Source organism: Flavobacterium sp. J27 (genome assembly GCF_004303025.1).
Lineage (GTDB): Bacteria > Bacteroidota > Bacteroidia > Flavobacteriales > Flavobacteriaceae > Flavobacterium.
Genome location: NZ_PJQW01000003.1, coordinates 300,116 through 315,716 on the forward strand (window position 1 = coordinate 300,116; position 15,601 = coordinate 315,716).

The window sequence follows — 15,601 nt, forward strand, 5'->3', positions numbered from 1 at the left end:
TGGATTACTCTGGGTTATGATTAGATTCATTATTGCTTGAAGAGTCTGTAGTTGTTGTTTTGTCTTTTTTTAATTCTTCTATTTTTTCTTCAACTGTTGCAATGATTTCTTCAAAAGCCACTCTGGCTTGTTGTGATTTTTCATCTGCCCATTCACTTGCTTCATCTAATTTTTCTTTAGCCGTTTTAATAAAATCTTCTGTTTTTTCGGAAAGTTGTAATTCGTCAATTTTTTGCGAAGCAGAATTAGCTAATTCTTCTAAAGATACTTTTGCTTCAGTTGCAAATTCAGAGGCTTTTTCTATAGTCTCATCAGCAGTTACTTTGGCTTTGCCAAATAAGGTGTTAAAAAAGTTTGAAAGTCCCATAATATGTTTCGTTTTTTATCAAATGTATACATTTTATGTTTATAAATATTTATTTTTTTAGAATTATGCAATTACATTCCTTTTTCTATCTTTGCCGAATGAGCGCCATTAAATGGCAAATTAATAGTCAATTAACATGTTGCAATTAAATATAAAGAATGAGTCTTCAAGACTTAAAGCTGTAGTTTTAGGAACTGCTATTAGTAATGGACCAACACCGAAAGTAGAAGAAGCTTATGATCCAAAATCATTAGAACATTTATTAGCAGGAACATATCCGGTAGAAGCTGATATGATTAAAGAAATGGAAGCTTTTAATGCGGTGTTTGAGAAATATAATGTACAGGTGTTTAGACCAGAAATAATCGAAAATTATAACCAAATTTTCTCAAGAGACATTGGTTTTGTTATCGATGATATTTTTATAAAAGCAAATATTCTTCCAGATAGAGAAAGAGAATTAGATGCCATTCAATATGTTTTAGACCGAATTGACCCTGCTAAAATCGTAAGACCACCCGAAGAAGTGCATATCGAAGGAGGTGATGTAATGGTTTGGAACGATTATATTTTTATTGGTACCTACAAAGGTTCAGATTATAAAGATTATATTACCGCTAGAACCAATATGCATGGCGTAAATTATATCAAAGATTTGTTTCCACATAAAATTGTAAAAGAATTCGATTTAGTTAAATCTAAAATAGAGCCGAGAGACAATGCGTTACATCTAGATTGCTGTTTTCAGCCTTTAGGAACTAATTTAGGAATTATATATAAAAGCGGTTTTAGAGAAGAAGCAGATTATATGTATTTGGTAAACCTTTTTGGAAAAGAAAACTTATTTCATATTGATAGAGAAGAAATGTATCATATGAACTCAAATATTTTTTCTATTGCACCAGATGTAGTCGTTTCAGAAAGAAATTTTACGCGATTGAATAACTGGATGAGAAGTAAAGGAATTACAGTTGAAGAAATTCCATATGCTGAAATATCAAAGCAAGAAGGTCTTTTAAGATGTTCAACTTTGCCTTTAATTAGAGAATAAGAGAAGTTCTAGGTTCTAAGTTGTAAAATTTAAATGTAGAGGATGAAAAGTTATAAAGATTTAGGTATATATAATTTAGGATTAGAATTGTTTTATATTGCTCATTTATATTCTTTAAAATTACCTAAATATGAGATGTATGAATTAGGAAGTCAATTAAGAAGGGCTTCGGATTCAGTTACTACAAATATTGTAGAGGGTTATGGAAGGAAAAAATATAAAGCTGATTTTATCAAGTTTTTAACTTACTCGTGGTCTAGCTGTTTAGAAACTGTTTTTCATATTGAAAAGATTAATAATTTGTATCCCGAAATAATACCAGATGATTTAGAATTAATTCGTAGATATAATGAATTAAGTGCTAAAATTTTTAATTTTATAAAATATGTTGAAGAAAACTGGAAAACTTAGAACTTACAACCTAAAACTTACAACATACAATTTACAACAATAATAAGATACAAAACAATGAATCAAACAACAAATACCATACTAATGATTCGTCCGGTAGCTTTCCGAATGAACGAACAAACCGCTGTAAATAATTATTATCAAAAAGTATTAGATGATTTATTACCCGCAACTGTTAATGCCAAAGCGCAAGCTGAATTTGATGCGTATGTTGAAAAGTTACGAGCAGTAGGAATACAAGTTATTGTTGTAGATGATACCGTAAATCCTGATACACCCGATAGTATTTTTCCAAACAATTGGGTATCTTTCCATGAAACAGGTGATGTGGTTTTATATCCCATGTTTGCAGAAAACAGAAGATTAGAACGAAGAGAAGATATCCTAGATATCATTGAAGATAACGGTTTTGTGATTGATGAAATCATGGATTATACCGAAGCTGAGGAAGATGGGTATTTTCTAGAGGGGACAGGAAGTATTGTTTTGGATAGAACCAATCAAATTGCGTATTGTGCTTTGTCTCCAAGAGCTGATGAAGAATTGTTCATTGAATTTTGTGAAGATTTTGAATACGACCCTGTTATTTTTGAGGCCTATCAAACGGTTGAAGGAACACGTAAACATATTTATCATACTAATGTGATTATGTGTGTGGCAGAAACTTTTGCTGTAATTTGCGCAGACTGTATTGATGATAAAGCAGAAAGAAAAATGGTACTTTCTAAACTGAAAGAATCAGGAAAAGAAGTAATTCTAATTACAGAAGAACAAGTAAATAATTTTGCGGGTAATATGTTACAAGTAAGAGGTACAAATGACGAACGCTTCTTAATTATGAGTAATGCCGCTTATGAAAGTTTAACACTGTCTCAAATTGAAAAAATAGAAAAACATTGTAAGATTGTGCATGCAAGTTTAGATATTATTGAGGCATGTGGTGGTGGAAGTGCACGTTGTATGATGGCTGAAGTATTTTTACCAAAAGCAGAATAAATGTTATCAAGAAAAACAAAATACGGAATTAAGGCATTAATTTATATTGCTAAGCAAGATGATTTAATGCCAGTCCTTATTTCTGAAATTTCAGAGAAAGAGAATATTTCTAAAAAATTTTTAGAAGCAATTCTTTTAGATTTAAAAAAAATCGGTTTAGTAGGTTCCAAAAAAGGAAAAGGAGGAGGGTATTATTTATTGAAAAATCCTAAAGATATTTCTGTGGCTACTATTATTCGTTTTTTAGACGGACCTATCGCTTTATTGCCTTGTGTAAGTCTAAATTTTTATGAAAAATGTGACGATTGTCCGAGCGAAGAAACATGTTCGTTGAATAAATTGATGATTCAAGTACGTGATAACGCTCTTAATGTTCTGGAAAAGAAGACTTTACATGATTTAGCAAATTTTTAAAAATTTTTTTCAAAAATACCCTAGTAATTCGATAGACTAATAGTATATTTGAAAAATGAAATAAATTAAAAAGTTATGTTATTTGATTTGATTAGACCAAAGAAGTCTTTTGAGTTAGGAAAAGAGGTTAAAGTCTCTGCATATAAGGCAATTACGTGGCGTATTGTAGGAACAATCGATACTATGGTAGTGTCTTATTTTATGACGGGAAGTTTTAAAGTTGCCTTCTCTATTGGAGGATTTGAGGTGTTTTCAAAGATGATATTGTACTTTTTTCACGAAAGAGCTTGGGCAAAATGGACAAAATAAAAGAAAGGTTAGCCGAATTTAATTCGATGTTGCAGGAATTAAGTTTAGAAGAAAGCATTGCATTTGTAAACGATAATTTTGAAGGAAAGAAAGTGTTTTCTACTTCTTTTGGAATAGAAGATCAAGTACTGACTCATTTTTTGTATCCCTTTAAAAATGATGTTTCATTTTTTACTTTAGACACAGGAAGAATGTTTAATGAAACCTATGAGGTTTTCCAAAAGACACAAACTAAATATAAAGGATTAGAAATAAAAACCTATTTACCAAATCAGCAAGATGTTCAGGACTATATAGATACCGATGGAATTAATGGGTTTTATGATAGTATAGAAAGTAGAAAGAAATGTTGTTTTGTTCGCAAAGTAATTCCTTTACGCACTGCTTTACAAGGTGCTTCAGTATGGGTAACAGGATTAAGAGCAGAACAATCTCAGAATAGAGAGAGCATGGCATTTTTAGAATGGGACGAGGATAACCAATTGGTAAAATTTAATCCTTTATTGCATTATACATTAGGAGAATTAGAAACATTGGTTAACCAAAATAATATTCCTTTAAATAGTTTGTACAAAAAAGGATATTTAAGTATAGGTTGTGCTCCATGTACCAGAGTGTTAGTTGAAGGAGAAGATTTTAGAGCCGGAAGATGGTGGTGGGAAAACGGGAAAAAAGAATGCGGATTACATATCCATATAGAAAACAATAATTAATTTAAAAGTAAGTATAATGCGAAATTATTTAGAAGAATTAGAAAACGAGAGCATTTATATCTTAAGAGAAGTAGCAGCTCAATTTCAAAAGCCTGTGCTTTTATTTTCGGGAGGGAAAGATTCGATAACTGTAGCAAGATTAGCGCAAAAAGCGTTTTATCCTGCTAAGATTCCATTTGTATTTATGCATATCGATACGGGTCATAATTTCCCTGAGACTATTACTTTTAGAGATAAATTAATTAAAGAACTAGGAGTAGAATTAGTAGTTCGTTATGTTCAAGATAGTATTAATTCGAATAAAGCTCAGGAAGAAACGGGTAAATATGCAAGTAGAAATTCGTTACAAACGGTAACGCTTTTAGATGCTATTGAAGAATTTGGTTTTGATGCTTGTATTGGTGGAGCCCGAAGAGACGAAGAAAAATCGAGAGCCAAAGAACGTATTTTCTCTGTGCGTGACGATTTTGGACAATGGGATGCGAAGAAACAACGTCCGGAAATGTTTACTATTTTGAACGGTAAAATTAATTTTGGAGAAAACGTTAGAGCGTTCCCAATTAGTAACTGGACAGAAGAAGATGTATGGAGTTATATTAAACAGGAAAATTTAGAATTACCTTCTATTTATTTTGCTCACGAAAGAAAGCTAGTAAAGAGAGATGGAGCTTTCTTAGCGCATTCTGAGTATTTGAATCTTGTAGATACCGATGAAATTGTAAACGATGTTGTTCGTTTTAGAACTGTTGGCGACATGACTTGTACTGCTGCTTTATTGTCTAATGCAGCGAGTATTGAAGAGGTTATGTATGAAAACAAAGCGTCTAAATCGTCTGAAAGAGGTGCAAGAATAGATGATAAACGTTCTGAAGCTGCTTTGGAACAAAGAAAAAAAGGAGGCTATTTTTAATGAAAGGATTATTAGATTGTTAGATTATTTGATTTTTTGAAGCGTAAAATCTTCGGCCTACTCAATAATCTATCAATCGAACCATCCAATAATCAAACTATCGAATAAAAACAAATGGAATTATTAAAAATAAATACAGCAGGAAGTGTAGATGATGGAAAAAGTACCTTAATAGGGCGCTTCCTTTATGATAATAACGCACTAACGATTGAACAAGAAGAGTTGGTTCGTAAAAAAACAAAAGAAAAAGGATTAGAAGATTTAGATTTTTCGGTGATTACCGATGGGTTAATTGCAGAACGCGAACAAGGCATAACGATAGATGTAGCACATATCTATTTTTCTTCAGCAGTTCGAAAATTTATTATTGCCGATAGTCCAGGGCATATCGAATATACTCGAAACATGGTTACGGGTGCTTCTAATTCGGATTTGTCGATTATTTTAATTGATGCACGAAAAGGATTACTAGAACAAACGCACCGGCATTATTTTATTAGCCGATTATTGCGTTTGCAATCAGTGGTGTTTTGTATTAACAAAATGGATTTGGTAGACTATAGCGAAGACGTTTATTTAAACATTGCTGCTGATATTGATAAAATGATTAAGCAGTTAGAACCTTTAGAACAGGAAATTGCGATTATTCCGATTAGTTCCTTAAAAGGAGATAATGTCGTTCATTTTTCAAAACAAATGGATTGGTACAAAGGAGAAACGTTATCGACTGTATTGCATAGTTTTAGTAAAAAAGAAGAAGATTCTAAACCCTTCCGTATGGATGTACAACAAGTATATCATGTACAAAATGAAAACTTTGTAGATTATAGAGCTTATGCGGGAAGAATTAGTTCGGGAAGTGTTAAGGTAGGAGAAACACTTACGATTTTGCCATCTGGAAAATCTTCTGAAGTAGTTGAGGTAAGAAAGTTTGCCACTACTTTAGACGAAGCACATACAGGAGATTCTATACAAGTGCGTTTAAAAGATGATATTGATATTAGTAGAGGGATGCTTTTCGTAAAAGAAAATAAGGAAGCACTTTTTGCGAAAGAATTACAAGCACGCTTGGTTTGGTTAGATGAAAAAGCAGCGAATACATCAGCGAAGTATCATATTCAAACGGGTTCAAGAATGGGTGTGTGTAAAATTCAAGAGATTGATTATTTAATACAACCTGAAAATCCGTTAGAGCATGTAGCTTCTCACGAATTGAAATTAAACGATATTGCTTTGGTAAAATTAAAATTGGCCAACCCAATGTATTTAGATGCTTTTGCAGTAAATAAAGCAAATGGGGCTTTTATTTTAATTGATGCACAAACGAATAACACGGTTGCTGTTGGTTTTGTACAATAGTTATGTGTAATTTATAATTTGGTGGATAATCCCTAGAGTTTTTTGCTTTAGGGATTTTTTTTGTTTTATAGCGTTGACCCAATTTACACTAGCGGAAAGCTGTTTTAAATGCTATTTTTCTGGTTCTCGATACGATTTTCTGCCCGAAGGGTTCGGTTGAAAATCACTCGAACTGACGAAAAATAGAGTTTAGAGGTAAAGTGCTTTATAGGAGGTTTTTATAATTCTATTTTACTAAAATTTGTATGGATGCAGTTATAAAAAACGTCAGTTGGAGTGTTCCGATGCTAATCGGAATGTATCGAGAACCGTTTTTCATTACTATTTTTCTGGTTCTCGATACGATTTTCTGCCAGAAGGGTTCGGTTGAAAATCACTCGAACTGACGGGTACAGGTGTTTAGAAGGATTGTACTGTGTTTTTTCCTCCTGCTTTTTCAAAATAGGCACATTATTCTGCTCTCTCTTATTAAAAAAGACCACTTAAGTCTTCCACTTCATTATCTGAGTACTATAAAATACAACCTGAGTAGTAAAAACGCAATCTGAGTAGTACAAAATACAACCTGAGTAGTAAAAATGCAATCTGAGTAGTACAAAGTACAACCTGAGTACTAAAAATGCAATCTGAGTAGTACAAATTACAATCTGAGTAGTATAAAATAGAACCTGAGTAGTACAAATTACAACCTGAGTAGTATAAAATACAATCTGAGTAGTAAAAACGCAATCTGAGTAGTACAAAATACAACCTGAGTACTAAAAACACAATCTGAGTAGTATAAAATACAACCTGAGTAGTACAAAGTACAATCTGAGTAGTAAAAACGCAATCTGAGTAGTATAAAATACAACCTGAGTACTACAAAATACAACCTGAGTAGGTAGGTTTTATAGCTAAATTAGGCAGTTAACCAATTTTATAGAAGGATTATCTAGTGGAGTATTGTGGTTAACTCTTCCTTTTTTACTTTTTATCTATTTCTTACTAAAAATGCTTTTTTGTACGTATAAATACGTATAAAAAAGTACGAAAAATACGTATAAATACGTATTGTGGGTAGGTGTTGAAAAAGTTATATTTGAGGGGATAACTATTTATATATGAAGTTTTATCTTTAAAAGAAGAATTATTTTAGAGATAATTTGTTTGCTTATAAGTTGGTTATTATTAATATTCACTTATTTTAAATATCAATAATATGAGACCGAAAGTATTTATAGGATCTTCTACAGAAGGGCTAAAGTATGCTAATACAATGCAGTTACTCCTCGATCATCAATGTGAAGTTACTATTTGGAGTCAAGGAATTTTTGGATTAAGTCAAGGAACATTGGAATCTCTAGTTTTAGCTATTGATAAGTTTGATTTTGCAATATTATTTTTGACACCTGATGACATGATTATATCTAGAGACGAGACTAAACCATCTCCAAGAGATAATGTGTTGTTTGAATTAGGACTTTTTGTAGGTGGTCTTGGAAGAAATCGAACTTACATAGTCTATGATAGAACAAAGCCTATAAAGATACCATCAGATCTTGCTGGGATAACAGCTTCAACCTTCCAAGAACATTCAGATGGAAACTTACAAGCTTCTTTAGGAGCTTGTTGTACACAAATTGGAAACGAAATTAAACGACAAGGTGTAAGAGTTAATGCAGAACTAAATAAACTTTCAACTGCAACACAAGATTTTGAGCTAACAAATGATAAGGTTAAAAAACTTATTGAGTTGATAGCTCGTTCAAGAAGAATTGAGTTAGAAATTATCTCTGGACAATTTGGTAGTTTTATGAAAAAAGAACATTCGGATTTAATAAAGAAAGACTTAGATGATATTTCTAAACTTATATAAATTTTAAGAAAGTTATGAATAAAGAAGTCAGATATTGTTATTGAACTTTTAGATATTTAATAAATATACTAAAACCGCTTCGCAAAGTCCAATACTTCAAACTTTGAATAGCCCACTCCGCAAAGTCACCTGATTTTTAGTGAAATAAATTATTTTAAAGAGATTATATTTTAATAGTAAGATTAAGTTTTTTCTTTGCTTAAAAGTTGAGAAACTTTCCGTAGCTAAGAGACAATCTATGTTATCAATGGATATAAAATGTGTATGTAACAAATTATCAATTATTTTATGAGAACTGATCATCCAGAATTATCAAAAATATTTAGTGACTGTGCTAAAAAAGCTAGATTAACAACTAATACATGCTTATTTCCTGGGTGTAATAAAACGTCAATCAAATCACATATTATGCAGAAAAATGGTATTCTTTCTTCAATAAGTGAGGATAGACATTTGTGGGAATTTAACGTAGATCATTTTAAAAAGGAATATATTACATTTAAAAAAACTGGTATCAATGAAATATATACTTTCTTAGGTTTCTGTAACGAGCATGATTCAGGTCTTTTCCAAAAAATTGAAACTCAAGGGGAAATTGATTTTGAAGATTATGAAGCATGTTCCCTTTTTGCACTTAGAACTTTATGTAATGAAAAATGGTTAAAATTAGTTGTTAAAAAACAACATCAGTGTGTTTTAAATCATCCTAAAACTATTTCTGACATTTTATTAATTAATAAAGTTATAGAGCAAGGTGATATTGCTTTACAAGATTTAAAATTCTTTGGAGATAGCTTATGGGATGATTTAAACAATAAAACTGAATCATTCATTTTTGAATGGAGAGAATTTCCAAAGCAAGAAATTTGCTTAAACTCTATATTTACATATGATACATCAGAAGAAATTATAAACCATATTAAAATATTTGGTATTGATAAAGAGAGGCTTGTAGAAATATTTGTTTCTTTTTTTCCATATCAAGATAAATCTATTCTTATTATGGGTTATCATAAAGACGATATAAAAGTTGCAAAACCTTTTGTAAATAGTTTTATGAGAGAAAAATTGAAAAGAGTCTATAGAAAACTATCGAATCTAATAATTTTGAATTGTGAGACATGGGTTTGTTCGCATAATTTTTATAAAAAAAAATTAGAAGGTTTGGATAGTGATTTTTTTAAAGCAACAATTTTTTCTACTAAAAACGAAAATGAAAGAAGGGTTTTCGATATAAACCTATTTGAAGATAATTTTAAAGAGCGATTTAAAAAATTTATAAAAAAAATCGGATAAAAATTATTTAGTAATTTTTCCAGCTAGTACTAGCAAGATGCCCCCTCTTTTGTAAACTCAACAATGTGACACTTAAAAAAGAACAACAACATCAACTCCCTTAACATATAAGGTATTAAAACTGCCTATTTTGTTAAACCTCAAGAAGTAAGGCGTGATATTGATTTAATTTTATTATTTTTAGAAATATAAAAAATCCCTGTACAGGAGCAGTCTGAATCTCAACAGGCTTTACTATTTTGAGAATATTAATAAAAAACAAAATATCATGTTAAAAAAAATTTCTGAGTTATCGGGAGTAAAAATCCTAGATAAAAATAGACAAATAAATATAGTAGGTGGTGATCCTATTTTTCAAGTTCAACATTGTATTTATAATAATACTAGTGCGCTTCTTGAAGGTTGTGCGGTACAACCGCCAGATTCTTCTACTCAACAGCCCACTTGTATTTATATTTGTGAAAATGGACGATGGGTAAAGCATCCGTATTAATATCTAATACATAAATAATAAAGAAGGCTTGTGAATATAATTATATTCACAAGCCTTTTTGTATTGGAAGAGTAGTTTGTTGCTCATCGGTTTTGTGTTTGGGTAGGTTTGTGCATACCAAAACCCATTTAAAGATTATTGTTAGTGTCGTATTTTTTAGTATTACATTTTTTCTTTAAAAAATTATGAAATATTTATGATTTTTGATAAGAAAAACCAGATGTTTTGGCTTAATTGTTGTTGTTATTCTATTTATAGTTTAAACAACAAATAATTAAAAACATGAGTAAAGGATTTTATCTTAAAATGGAAGAGTATGTGCCTGCGGGTGCTTTTTTAAAAGCTAGTTTTGTGCGTGATAGAGAGGAACTGGCTACGCGTTTTAGCGAATTTACCACGGCTTATTTGCAGGATTTTGAAGTACAGTTGGCAAAAGTAGCGGGTTTAGAGCAAACACTGGTACTTACAGAAGAGCAAAAAGGCGTTACGGTTAGTTTGTATACCACTTCGGAAGTGGCGAACAAGGAGTTGAATTTTCTGTCTTTTTATTTTGAGCGTGCCAATTTAGACCCTGCGATTATTAGTGCAGTTAAAAAGGATTTGGCTGTTAAGAATATTGAAGGGGCTGTTTTAAAACTAGATGCTGTGATTCAGTATGTGTTGAGTAAAAAGACGTTGCTGGAATCGAAAGGAATGAGTGCTGCTTTTCCGGATGAATTAACCACTTTAAAAGAGGATTTGAAAGCGAAAAATGAGTTACAAAACGTGGTGATGAATGTTAAGAAGCAGTTGTATAAAGACAACAAGCAGGAATATGATGCGTTGTATGCTTATATTAGTGTGATTGCAAAGGCGGGCAAGATTATGTATGATGGTTTGAGTAAGCGCGATGAGTATACGGTAACGAAAATTACTTCGAGAATGCGTAGGGTGAAAAAGAATACTATGAGTGAACCAGAAGTGGTAGATTAATTAAATAGAAAGGGCTTTTACAAGCCCTTTTTTTGTGAGGTTTGGTAACTGTATTTTTAGATTTATTTGCTGAGCTTTATTTCCTTTTCTTTTTACTTATTTCTTCTGCCATTTTCATGGCGTTATAAGTGTTTAAGATTTTTCCTGACGTACATAATTCAGAAAAGAGAACTAATTCGTTTTCTGTGCCTGGTTTCACAACTTGCTTGTCTATGGATACACCCGATTCTAAAATAATTTGTTTTACTTCTTGCACGGTTAAATTGGGATAATATAACCAGATTAAAGCAGCTGTGCCAGAAATCATAGGCGCAGCTAATGATGTGCCAGAGTCGTATTTGTATTGATTGTCAGGAATCGCAACATATATGTCTTCGCCTGGTGCAAAAATATCGACGTTGTTTTTGCCATAGTTTGAAAAGGAAGATACCATGGTGCTATCGGTTCGTTTTGAGATAGAACCTACGTTTATGAAATTGGTTACTACTTCTGGTGTTTTGTCATAAGCAATATCATTAGGGTAATAATAGTATTTGTCAATGTTTTTGCTTTTGTTTCCTGAACAATGAACTAATAGTACATTTTTCTTTTCGGCATATTGCATAGCTTCAAACACCCAGTTTTTATGTAAGGAAAATTCTTTTCCAAAAGACATGTTGATTACTTTGGCACCATTATCGACTGCGTAATAAATTGCCATCGCAATATCTTTATCATGCTCGTCACCAGAAGCAGAAAGGGTTAGAGGCATTATTTTTATGTTATTCGAAAAGCCTTTGGTACCTAATTTATTAGTACGATTGGCAGCAAGAACACTAGAAACTTCAGTATTATGTGTGTTAATGCTTCGAATACCGTCTATTTTTAGATTAACATTATGATGACCGTAGCCTGTTTCTAGGGTGTCTGGGCGGTCACCAATGTATATTCTTTCATTATAATCTATATTTAAATTTTTAGAAAGGATAGAATCGGCTTGTATTTTTTCGTCTAGAAGCATCTCTAAATTTGTCATATCGTAAGCATGATTGCGATAAGAACTATACACCAAAGCTAAGAAATCGTCATCTTCATTGGTTAGCATGTCTTCGTAGGTTCTTTTGTCATCACCTTTAATTTCATTGTACAAATGCGCTAGTTTGTCATAATCATAATCTTCCTTGGGGAAATAGTGTTTCAACGTATCTTTTGCTTTTTGATAAATTGAAATATCATACTCAAGTGATTTTTGTTTGTATTGGTATATATCAATATTGTGTTTCAATAACCTAACAGCCCAGTCATACAACCAAAAATTATAGATGTCTTTTTTTTCTATCTCTTCTTTTTTCTTTCCCTCAAATGTCGATTGCCATTTTCGAACAAATCGAGTATAACCAAAGTTGGCCCAAACGATATAATTGCCGCTTTTAGTTCCTAAAAAATTCCATCCGTTTATATCGTCTATATAACCATTTTGATCGTCGTCGATACCATTATTAGGTATTTCTTTTTTATTTACCCAGATGTTGTTTTTTAAATCTTCGTGGTCTAAATCGATTTGAGTATCTAAAGTAGCAACAATGATTTGGTTGTTGGGTTGTTTTGGGTTTTCACGGTACCATTTTTCTAGGGAAGAAGCATTAGAATTATCGTCTAAATGCCAATTTTGCGAGGTTTTATGGTTATTTTGATGTAAAGGTTTACAACTAATCAGAACAATAATTAAAAATAGTACTAATCTCATTTAATATTTGTTTAAAATGTATCTGGGTCAATTGGATCAATTGGGTCAGGATTAGGATCTACAGGACATCCAGGTTTAGTTGAACATTTGCGACTCGTGTCAGTCGTTGTATCAGGATCACCATTGGTTGTGCCGGTACCACCGTATATTTTACCTTTTTTTAATTTTGCTATTTCATATTTTTCAAAATAAGATAGAGATAAATTCAAATCATTGTAATACACACTATAAGCTAATAAATAATATGATCTTCCTTTCTCTAAATCATTTTGTTCTTTTTTAGCTTTTTCAAAATAATATTTGGCATATTTAATTTGATTATTGTCTTTACTATAATCTTTAAAAAAAGCTATTCTTAATTCTTTATAGGATAAACTGTCAAGATTTTGCTGACAAAAGGCAAAAAAAGGCAAAAATAATAACAGCAGATTTTTTAATGCAAAAAAAAATTTCATGTATACAAAATGTTTTTGAGTATAGAAATAGAAATAAAGGAATAATATGCTGTTTGGGGTGAACAAAACTATTAAAAACTAACGCTATAAAAAAAGGAATGTATCAGAAAAAGTTCGAAATTCTTGAAATACTACTCGAAATTCGGGAATCTCGAGTAGGTTCGTTTGTGAGTTTAAAAAAACGCTGTTAGTTTTGGGATAAGAAAAAATGAAATACGCTTGTATAAGTACTAGTGGCCACGAAAAGAAGTGTAATTCAATTCTTGTAATTAGTAAGAATAACCCTGTATTTATGGGTTGTGTTTTAGAAAAAAAACAGTCATACCTTACAAAATGTTTTGACGAACAAAGGCATGACTGATATTAATTTAATTAAATAACAAAAGTATGAAAAAAAATGTTTTTAGTGTGTTAACACTAGTTCTGTTTACTGTTATTTCTTTTGCAACGGAAAAGGAAGTACACAAAAGAATGCCTTTTGATCCGAGTTGTGAAGAAGCTATGTTTGATGCTATGGAATGGGCATTGGAAGAAGGCTTTGATGATCAAACGGTAAGTTATATTGGAAACTGGACGTATGCGAATTGTTGGTTAAGACAAAATTCGGAATTAAACCCTTCTTTTTAATTTAATAGGTTATGATTATGAAAAAAATAGTTTTAAGTATGCTCTTTTTAATTTCGTTGTCTTCTTTTGCTACACCCTTAACATCACAACAAGTGGCGGTAGGTCATTGTGATGATATGATGTTTGATGCGATGGATTGGGCGGCAGAAGCTGGTTTAGATGATCAACAAATTGCAGCAGCAGGAAATGCGGCTTATGCGTATTGCTGGTTAATGAATCGAAACCTAATAAGAGATTCTGGTCAAGGAGTTGATTAAAATGAAAACAGGGGCTATGTCCCCTGTTAAATAAAATATGATGAAAAATAAATTTATATTACTATTTATACTATTTGCTATAGCTACTGTTATTTCCCAAAATAATGTAGCAAAATATAATGTTCTTTTTAAAGTTCAAAATCCAAAAAGGGAGTCGGCTTTTATGAACCAACTTAGTGAGGCTTCTAAGAACTTAGAATTTGAACTTGTCTTTAATGATAGTGTGTCTTATTTTTCGGTTTCAGATAAGGTTGTTTTAGATGATACTAGTTTTGAAAAAGCAGCTTCAAAAATAATCAGTAAAGGAGACTATTTGTTTCGTAAAAATCAATCTCGGTTTTTTGTAATTAATGCTCCAGTTTACTATGAAAAGCAAAAAGATACTTTAGCATGGAATATTACCAGTGAAACAAAAAAAATCCAGAATTTTACCTGCTATAAAGCGACTAAAATTAAAAAAGTGACCAATCAAAGAGGGAGCTTTAATCATGAAATTATAGCATGGTTTTGCCCTGAAATTCCTTTTAGTTATGGACCTAATGAATATAATGGTTTGCCAGGATTAATTGTAGAACTTATAGAAATGCCAGCCAATCATTTTGTATTAAAATCGCTCGTATTGAAAAAAGGGGATGTGAAAATTAAAACATTGGATAAGCTACAAGAAGTGGAAGAGAAAAAATATTTTGATGCTTTAAAATCTAATTTGCCACAACGTTAAATGAAACGAATTTTATTCTGGGTATTTATTTTAAGTGTTTCGTTTTCTTTCTCTCAAACAATAACAGGGGTTGTAAAGGATAGTTTGAATAATCCTTTAGCTAATGCCAATGTAATTGCCAAACCTTTACTAGAAAATAAAGGCTTAAAATTTGCTATTGCAGATCATTTAGGGAGGTATAAGTTAGAATTAGAAAAAGAAGTGCCTTATGAAATTAAAGTTTCCTATTTAGGGTATAAGTAATATGTTTTAAACTATTAATGTTAAAATTAGAAAAAACTTACAAATTCGGACAATAAAAATTGACTTTAGGCATTATTACGATATGTTTGTACAACATAAACAAGTAAATTTATTAATCATTAAAATTAAAAACAATGAAAAAATTCATGTTTAGTGCTGTTGCTCTAATAGCATTTTCATTTGCTGGAATGGCAAATGAGAATTTAGTTAAAAGCCAAATTGAAGAAGAAAAGACAATCAAAGACTATTGGGATTGTGCAAAGATTGCTAGCGATGTATATGATGAGTTAGTTGATGCATTTGGAGAAGAGGAAGCTATGGATAATGCAAATGCTTATTTTGATGATTGTATGAGTAGTGGAGAATCTTGTAATCCACCATTTGTTTGTTAATAAATTGCCTCTTTATGAGGCAATAACTTTT

The 15,601-nt window shown here is 31.3% G+C and carries 20 protein-coding genes; 17 read left to right on the plus strand and 3 right to left on the minus strand.

The genetic code is table 11. The features are described from left to right. Positions 1 to 4: 4 nt before the first annotated feature. Positions 5 to 367: a hypothetical protein gene (locus CX675_RS05795; RefSeq protein ID WP_130734267.1), complete on the minus strand. Its 363-nt coding sequence runs from the start codon at positions 365 to 367 to the stop codon at positions 5 to 7. Between the two features lie 136 nt (positions 368 to 503). On the opposite strand from CX675_RS05795, the gene CX675_RS05800 reads away from it, so the two are divergent. From CX675_RS05800 to CX675_RS05855, 12 genes are all read left to right on the plus strand, one after another. Then, on the plus strand, positions 504 to 1,418 hold the full coding sequence (locus tag CX675_RS05800; RefSeq protein WP_130734268.1) for a dimethylarginine dimethylaminohydrolase family protein: 915 nt from the start codon (positions 504 to 506) through the stop codon (positions 1,416 to 1,418). 42 nt (positions 1,419 to 1,460) lie between these two features. Then, on the plus strand, positions 1,461 to 1,829 hold the full coding sequence (locus CX675_RS05805; RefSeq protein ID WP_130734269.1) for a four helix bundle protein: 369 nt from the start codon (positions 1,461 to 1,463) through the stop codon (positions 1,827 to 1,829). Between the two features lie 57 nt (positions 1,830 to 1,886). Next, positions 1,887 to 2,825 carry a citrulline utilization hydrolase CtlX gene (gene ctlX / locus CX675_RS05810; RefSeq protein ID WP_130734270.1) on the plus strand — a complete coding sequence of 313 codons (939 nt, stop codon included), beginning with the start codon at positions 1,887 to 1,889 and terminating at the stop codon, positions 2,823 to 2,825. Next, positions 2,826 to 3,239, plus strand: coding sequence for an Rrf2 family transcriptional regulator (locus CX675_RS05815; protein ID WP_130734271.1), 414 nt, complete (start codon positions 2,826 to 2,828; stop codon positions 3,237 to 3,239). Between the two features lie 75 nt (positions 3,240 to 3,314). Further along, entirely contained in the window at positions 3,315 to 3,548 is a 234-nt protein-coding gene (locus CX675_RS05820) for a DUF2061 domain-containing protein (protein ID WP_130734272.1), read from the plus strand. Continuing rightward, positions 3,536 to 4,261 (plus strand): phosphoadenylyl-sulfate reductase, encoded by a 726-nt coding sequence (locus CX675_RS05825; protein WP_130734273.1) that lies wholly within the window; start codon positions 3,536 to 3,538, stop codon positions 4,259 to 4,261. The genes CX675_RS05820 and CX675_RS05825 overlap by 13 nt, the downstream gene beginning before the upstream one ends. Positions 4,262 to 4,277: 16 nt before the next feature. Further along, positions 4,278 to 5,171: a sulfate adenylyltransferase subunit CysD gene (gene cysD, locus CX675_RS05830; RefSeq protein WP_130734274.1), complete on the plus strand. Its 894-nt coding sequence runs from the start codon at positions 4,278 to 4,280 to the stop codon at positions 5,169 to 5,171. 114 nt (positions 5,172 to 5,285) lie between these two features. Continuing rightward, entirely contained in the window at positions 5,286 to 6,530 is a 1,245-nt protein-coding gene (locus CX675_RS05835) for a sulfate adenylyltransferase subunit 1 (RefSeq protein ID WP_130734275.1), read from the plus strand. A gap of 1,201 nt (positions 6,531 to 7,731) precedes the next feature. Beyond that, positions 7,732 to 8,388 (plus strand): TIR domain-containing protein, encoded by a 657-nt coding sequence (locus tag CX675_RS05840; RefSeq protein ID WP_130734276.1) that lies wholly within the window; start codon positions 7,732 to 7,734, stop codon positions 8,386 to 8,388. A 288-nt stretch (positions 8,389 to 8,676) separates the two neighbouring features. Next, positions 8,677 to 9,684, plus strand: a complete 1,008-nt coding sequence (locus CX675_RS05845; RefSeq protein ID WP_130734277.1) for a hypothetical protein — start codon at positions 8,677 to 8,679, stop codon at positions 9,682 to 9,684. Between the two features lie 268 nt (positions 9,685 to 9,952). Further along, entirely contained in the window at positions 9,953 to 10,177 is a 225-nt protein-coding gene (locus CX675_RS05850) for a hypothetical protein (RefSeq protein ID WP_130734278.1), read from the plus strand. 282 nt (positions 10,178 to 10,459) lie between these two features. After that, a complete protein-coding gene (locus CX675_RS05855) occupies positions 10,460 to 11,149 on the plus strand; it encodes a hypothetical protein (protein ID WP_130734279.1) in 690 nt (229 codons plus the stop codon). A 76-nt stretch (positions 11,150 to 11,225) separates the two neighbouring features. On the opposite strand, the gene CX675_RS05860 is transcribed toward CX675_RS05855, so the two are convergent. Continuing rightward, the gene (locus tag CX675_RS05860; RefSeq protein WP_130734280.1) at positions 11,226 to 12,875 is read right to left on the minus strand and encodes a S8 family peptidase; all 1,650 of its coding nucleotides are present in this window, start codon (positions 12,873 to 12,875) and stop codon (positions 11,226 to 11,228) included. A gap of 11 nt (positions 12,876 to 12,886) precedes the next feature. Further along, the gene (locus CX675_RS05865; protein ID WP_130734281.1) at positions 12,887 to 13,330 is read right to left on the minus strand and encodes a hypothetical protein; all 444 of its coding nucleotides are present in this window, start codon (positions 13,328 to 13,330) and stop codon (positions 12,887 to 12,889) included. Positions 13,331 to 13,717: 387 nt separating this feature from the next. On the opposite strand from CX675_RS05865, the gene CX675_RS05870 reads away from it, so the two are divergent. From CX675_RS05870 to CX675_RS05890, 5 genes are all read left to right on the plus strand, one after another. Continuing rightward, on the plus strand, positions 13,718 to 13,957 hold the full coding sequence (locus CX675_RS05870; RefSeq protein WP_130734282.1) for a hypothetical protein: 240 nt from the start codon (positions 13,718 to 13,720) through the stop codon (positions 13,955 to 13,957). A 17-nt stretch (positions 13,958 to 13,974) separates the two neighbouring features. Further along, positions 13,975 to 14,214, plus strand: coding sequence for a hypothetical protein (locus CX675_RS05875; protein ID WP_130734283.1), 240 nt, complete (start codon positions 13,975 to 13,977; stop codon positions 14,212 to 14,214). A gap of 37 nt (positions 14,215 to 14,251) precedes the next feature. After that, positions 14,252 to 14,935: a GLPGLI family protein gene (locus CX675_RS05880; protein ID WP_130734284.1), complete on the plus strand. Its 684-nt coding sequence runs from the start codon at positions 14,252 to 14,254 to the stop codon at positions 14,933 to 14,935. Beyond that, positions 14,936 to 15,178: a carboxypeptidase-like regulatory domain-containing protein gene (locus CX675_RS05885; RefSeq protein ID WP_130734285.1), complete on the plus strand. Its 243-nt coding sequence runs from the start codon at positions 14,936 to 14,938 to the stop codon at positions 15,176 to 15,178. 134 nt (positions 15,179 to 15,312) lie between these two features. Continuing rightward, on the plus strand, positions 15,313 to 15,570 hold the full coding sequence (locus CX675_RS05890; protein ID WP_130734286.1) for a hypothetical protein: 258 nt from the start codon (positions 15,313 to 15,315) through the stop codon (positions 15,568 to 15,570). The last annotated feature ends 31 nt before the right edge of the window (positions 15,571 to 15,601 follow it).

Bases quoted from the DNA above. Each gene is read 5' to 3' on its own strand.
- CX675_RS05885 (WP_130734285.1), top strand. From the start codon at position 14,936: ATGAAACGAATTTTATTCTGGGTATTTATTTTAAGTGTTTCGTTTTCT.
- CX675_RS05880 (WP_130734284.1), top strand. From the start codon at position 14,252: ATGATGAAAAATAAATTTATATTACTATTTATACTATTTGCTATAGCT.
- CX675_RS05850 (WP_130734278.1), top strand. From the start codon at position 9,953: ATGTTAAAAAAAATTTCTGAGTTATCGGGAGTAAAAATCCTAGATAAA.
- CX675_RS05805 (WP_130734269.1), top strand. From the start codon at position 1,461: ATGAAAAGTTATAAAGATTTAGGTATATATAATTTAGGATTAGAATTG.
- CX675_RS05870 (WP_130734282.1), top strand. From the start codon at position 13,718: ATGAAAAAAAATGTTTTTAGTGTGTTAACACTAGTTCTGTTTACTGTT.
- CX675_RS05820 (WP_130734272.1), top strand. From the start codon at position 3,315: ATGTTATTTGATTTGATTAGACCAAAGAAGTCTTTTGAGTTAGGAAAA.
- CX675_RS05890 (WP_130734286.1), top strand. From the start codon at position 15,313: ATGAAAAAATTCATGTTTAGTGCTGTTGCTCTAATAGCATTTTCATTT.
- CX675_RS05855 (WP_130734279.1), top strand. From the start codon at position 10,460: ATGAGTAAAGGATTTTATCTTAAAATGGAAGAGTATGTGCCTGCGGGT.
- CX675_RS05840 (WP_130734276.1), top strand. From the start codon at position 7,732: ATGAGACCGAAAGTATTTATAGGATCTTCTACAGAAGGGCTAAAGTAT.
- CX675_RS05875 (WP_130734283.1), top strand. From the start codon at position 13,975: ATGAAAAAAATAGTTTTAAGTATGCTCTTTTTAATTTCGTTGTCTTCT.
- CX675_RS05860 (WP_130734280.1), bottom strand. From the start codon at position 12,875: ATGAGATTAGTACTATTTTTAATTATTGTTCTGATTAGTTGTAAACCT.
- CX675_RS05835 (WP_130734275.1), top strand. From the start codon at position 5,286: ATGGAATTATTAAAAATAAATACAGCAGGAAGTGTAGATGATGGAAAA.
- CX675_RS05865 (WP_130734281.1), bottom strand. From the start codon at position 13,330: ATGAAATTTTTTTTTGCATTAAAAAATCTGCTGTTATTATTTTTGCCT.
- CX675_RS05815 (WP_130734271.1), top strand. From the start codon at position 2,826: ATGTTATCAAGAAAAACAAAATACGGAATTAAGGCATTAATTTATATT.
- CX675_RS05845 (WP_130734277.1), top strand. From the start codon at position 8,677: ATGAGAACTGATCATCCAGAATTATCAAAAATATTTAGTGACTGTGCT.
- CX675_RS05825 (WP_130734273.1), top strand. From the start codon at position 3,536: ATGGACAAAATAAAAGAAAGGTTAGCCGAATTTAATTCGATGTTGCAG.
- ctlX (WP_130734270.1), top strand. From the start codon at position 1,887: ATGAATCAAACAACAAATACCATACTAATGATTCGTCCGGTAGCTTTC.
- CX675_RS05800 (WP_130734268.1), top strand. From the start codon at position 504: ATGTTGCAATTAAATATAAAGAATGAGTCTTCAAGACTTAAAGCTGTA.
- CX675_RS05795 (WP_130734267.1), bottom strand. From the start codon at position 367: ATGGGACTTTCAAACTTTTTTAACACCTTATTTGGCAAAGCCAAAGTA.
- cysD (WP_130734274.1), top strand. From the start codon at position 4,278: ATGCGAAATTATTTAGAAGAATTAGAAAACGAGAGCATTTATATCTTA.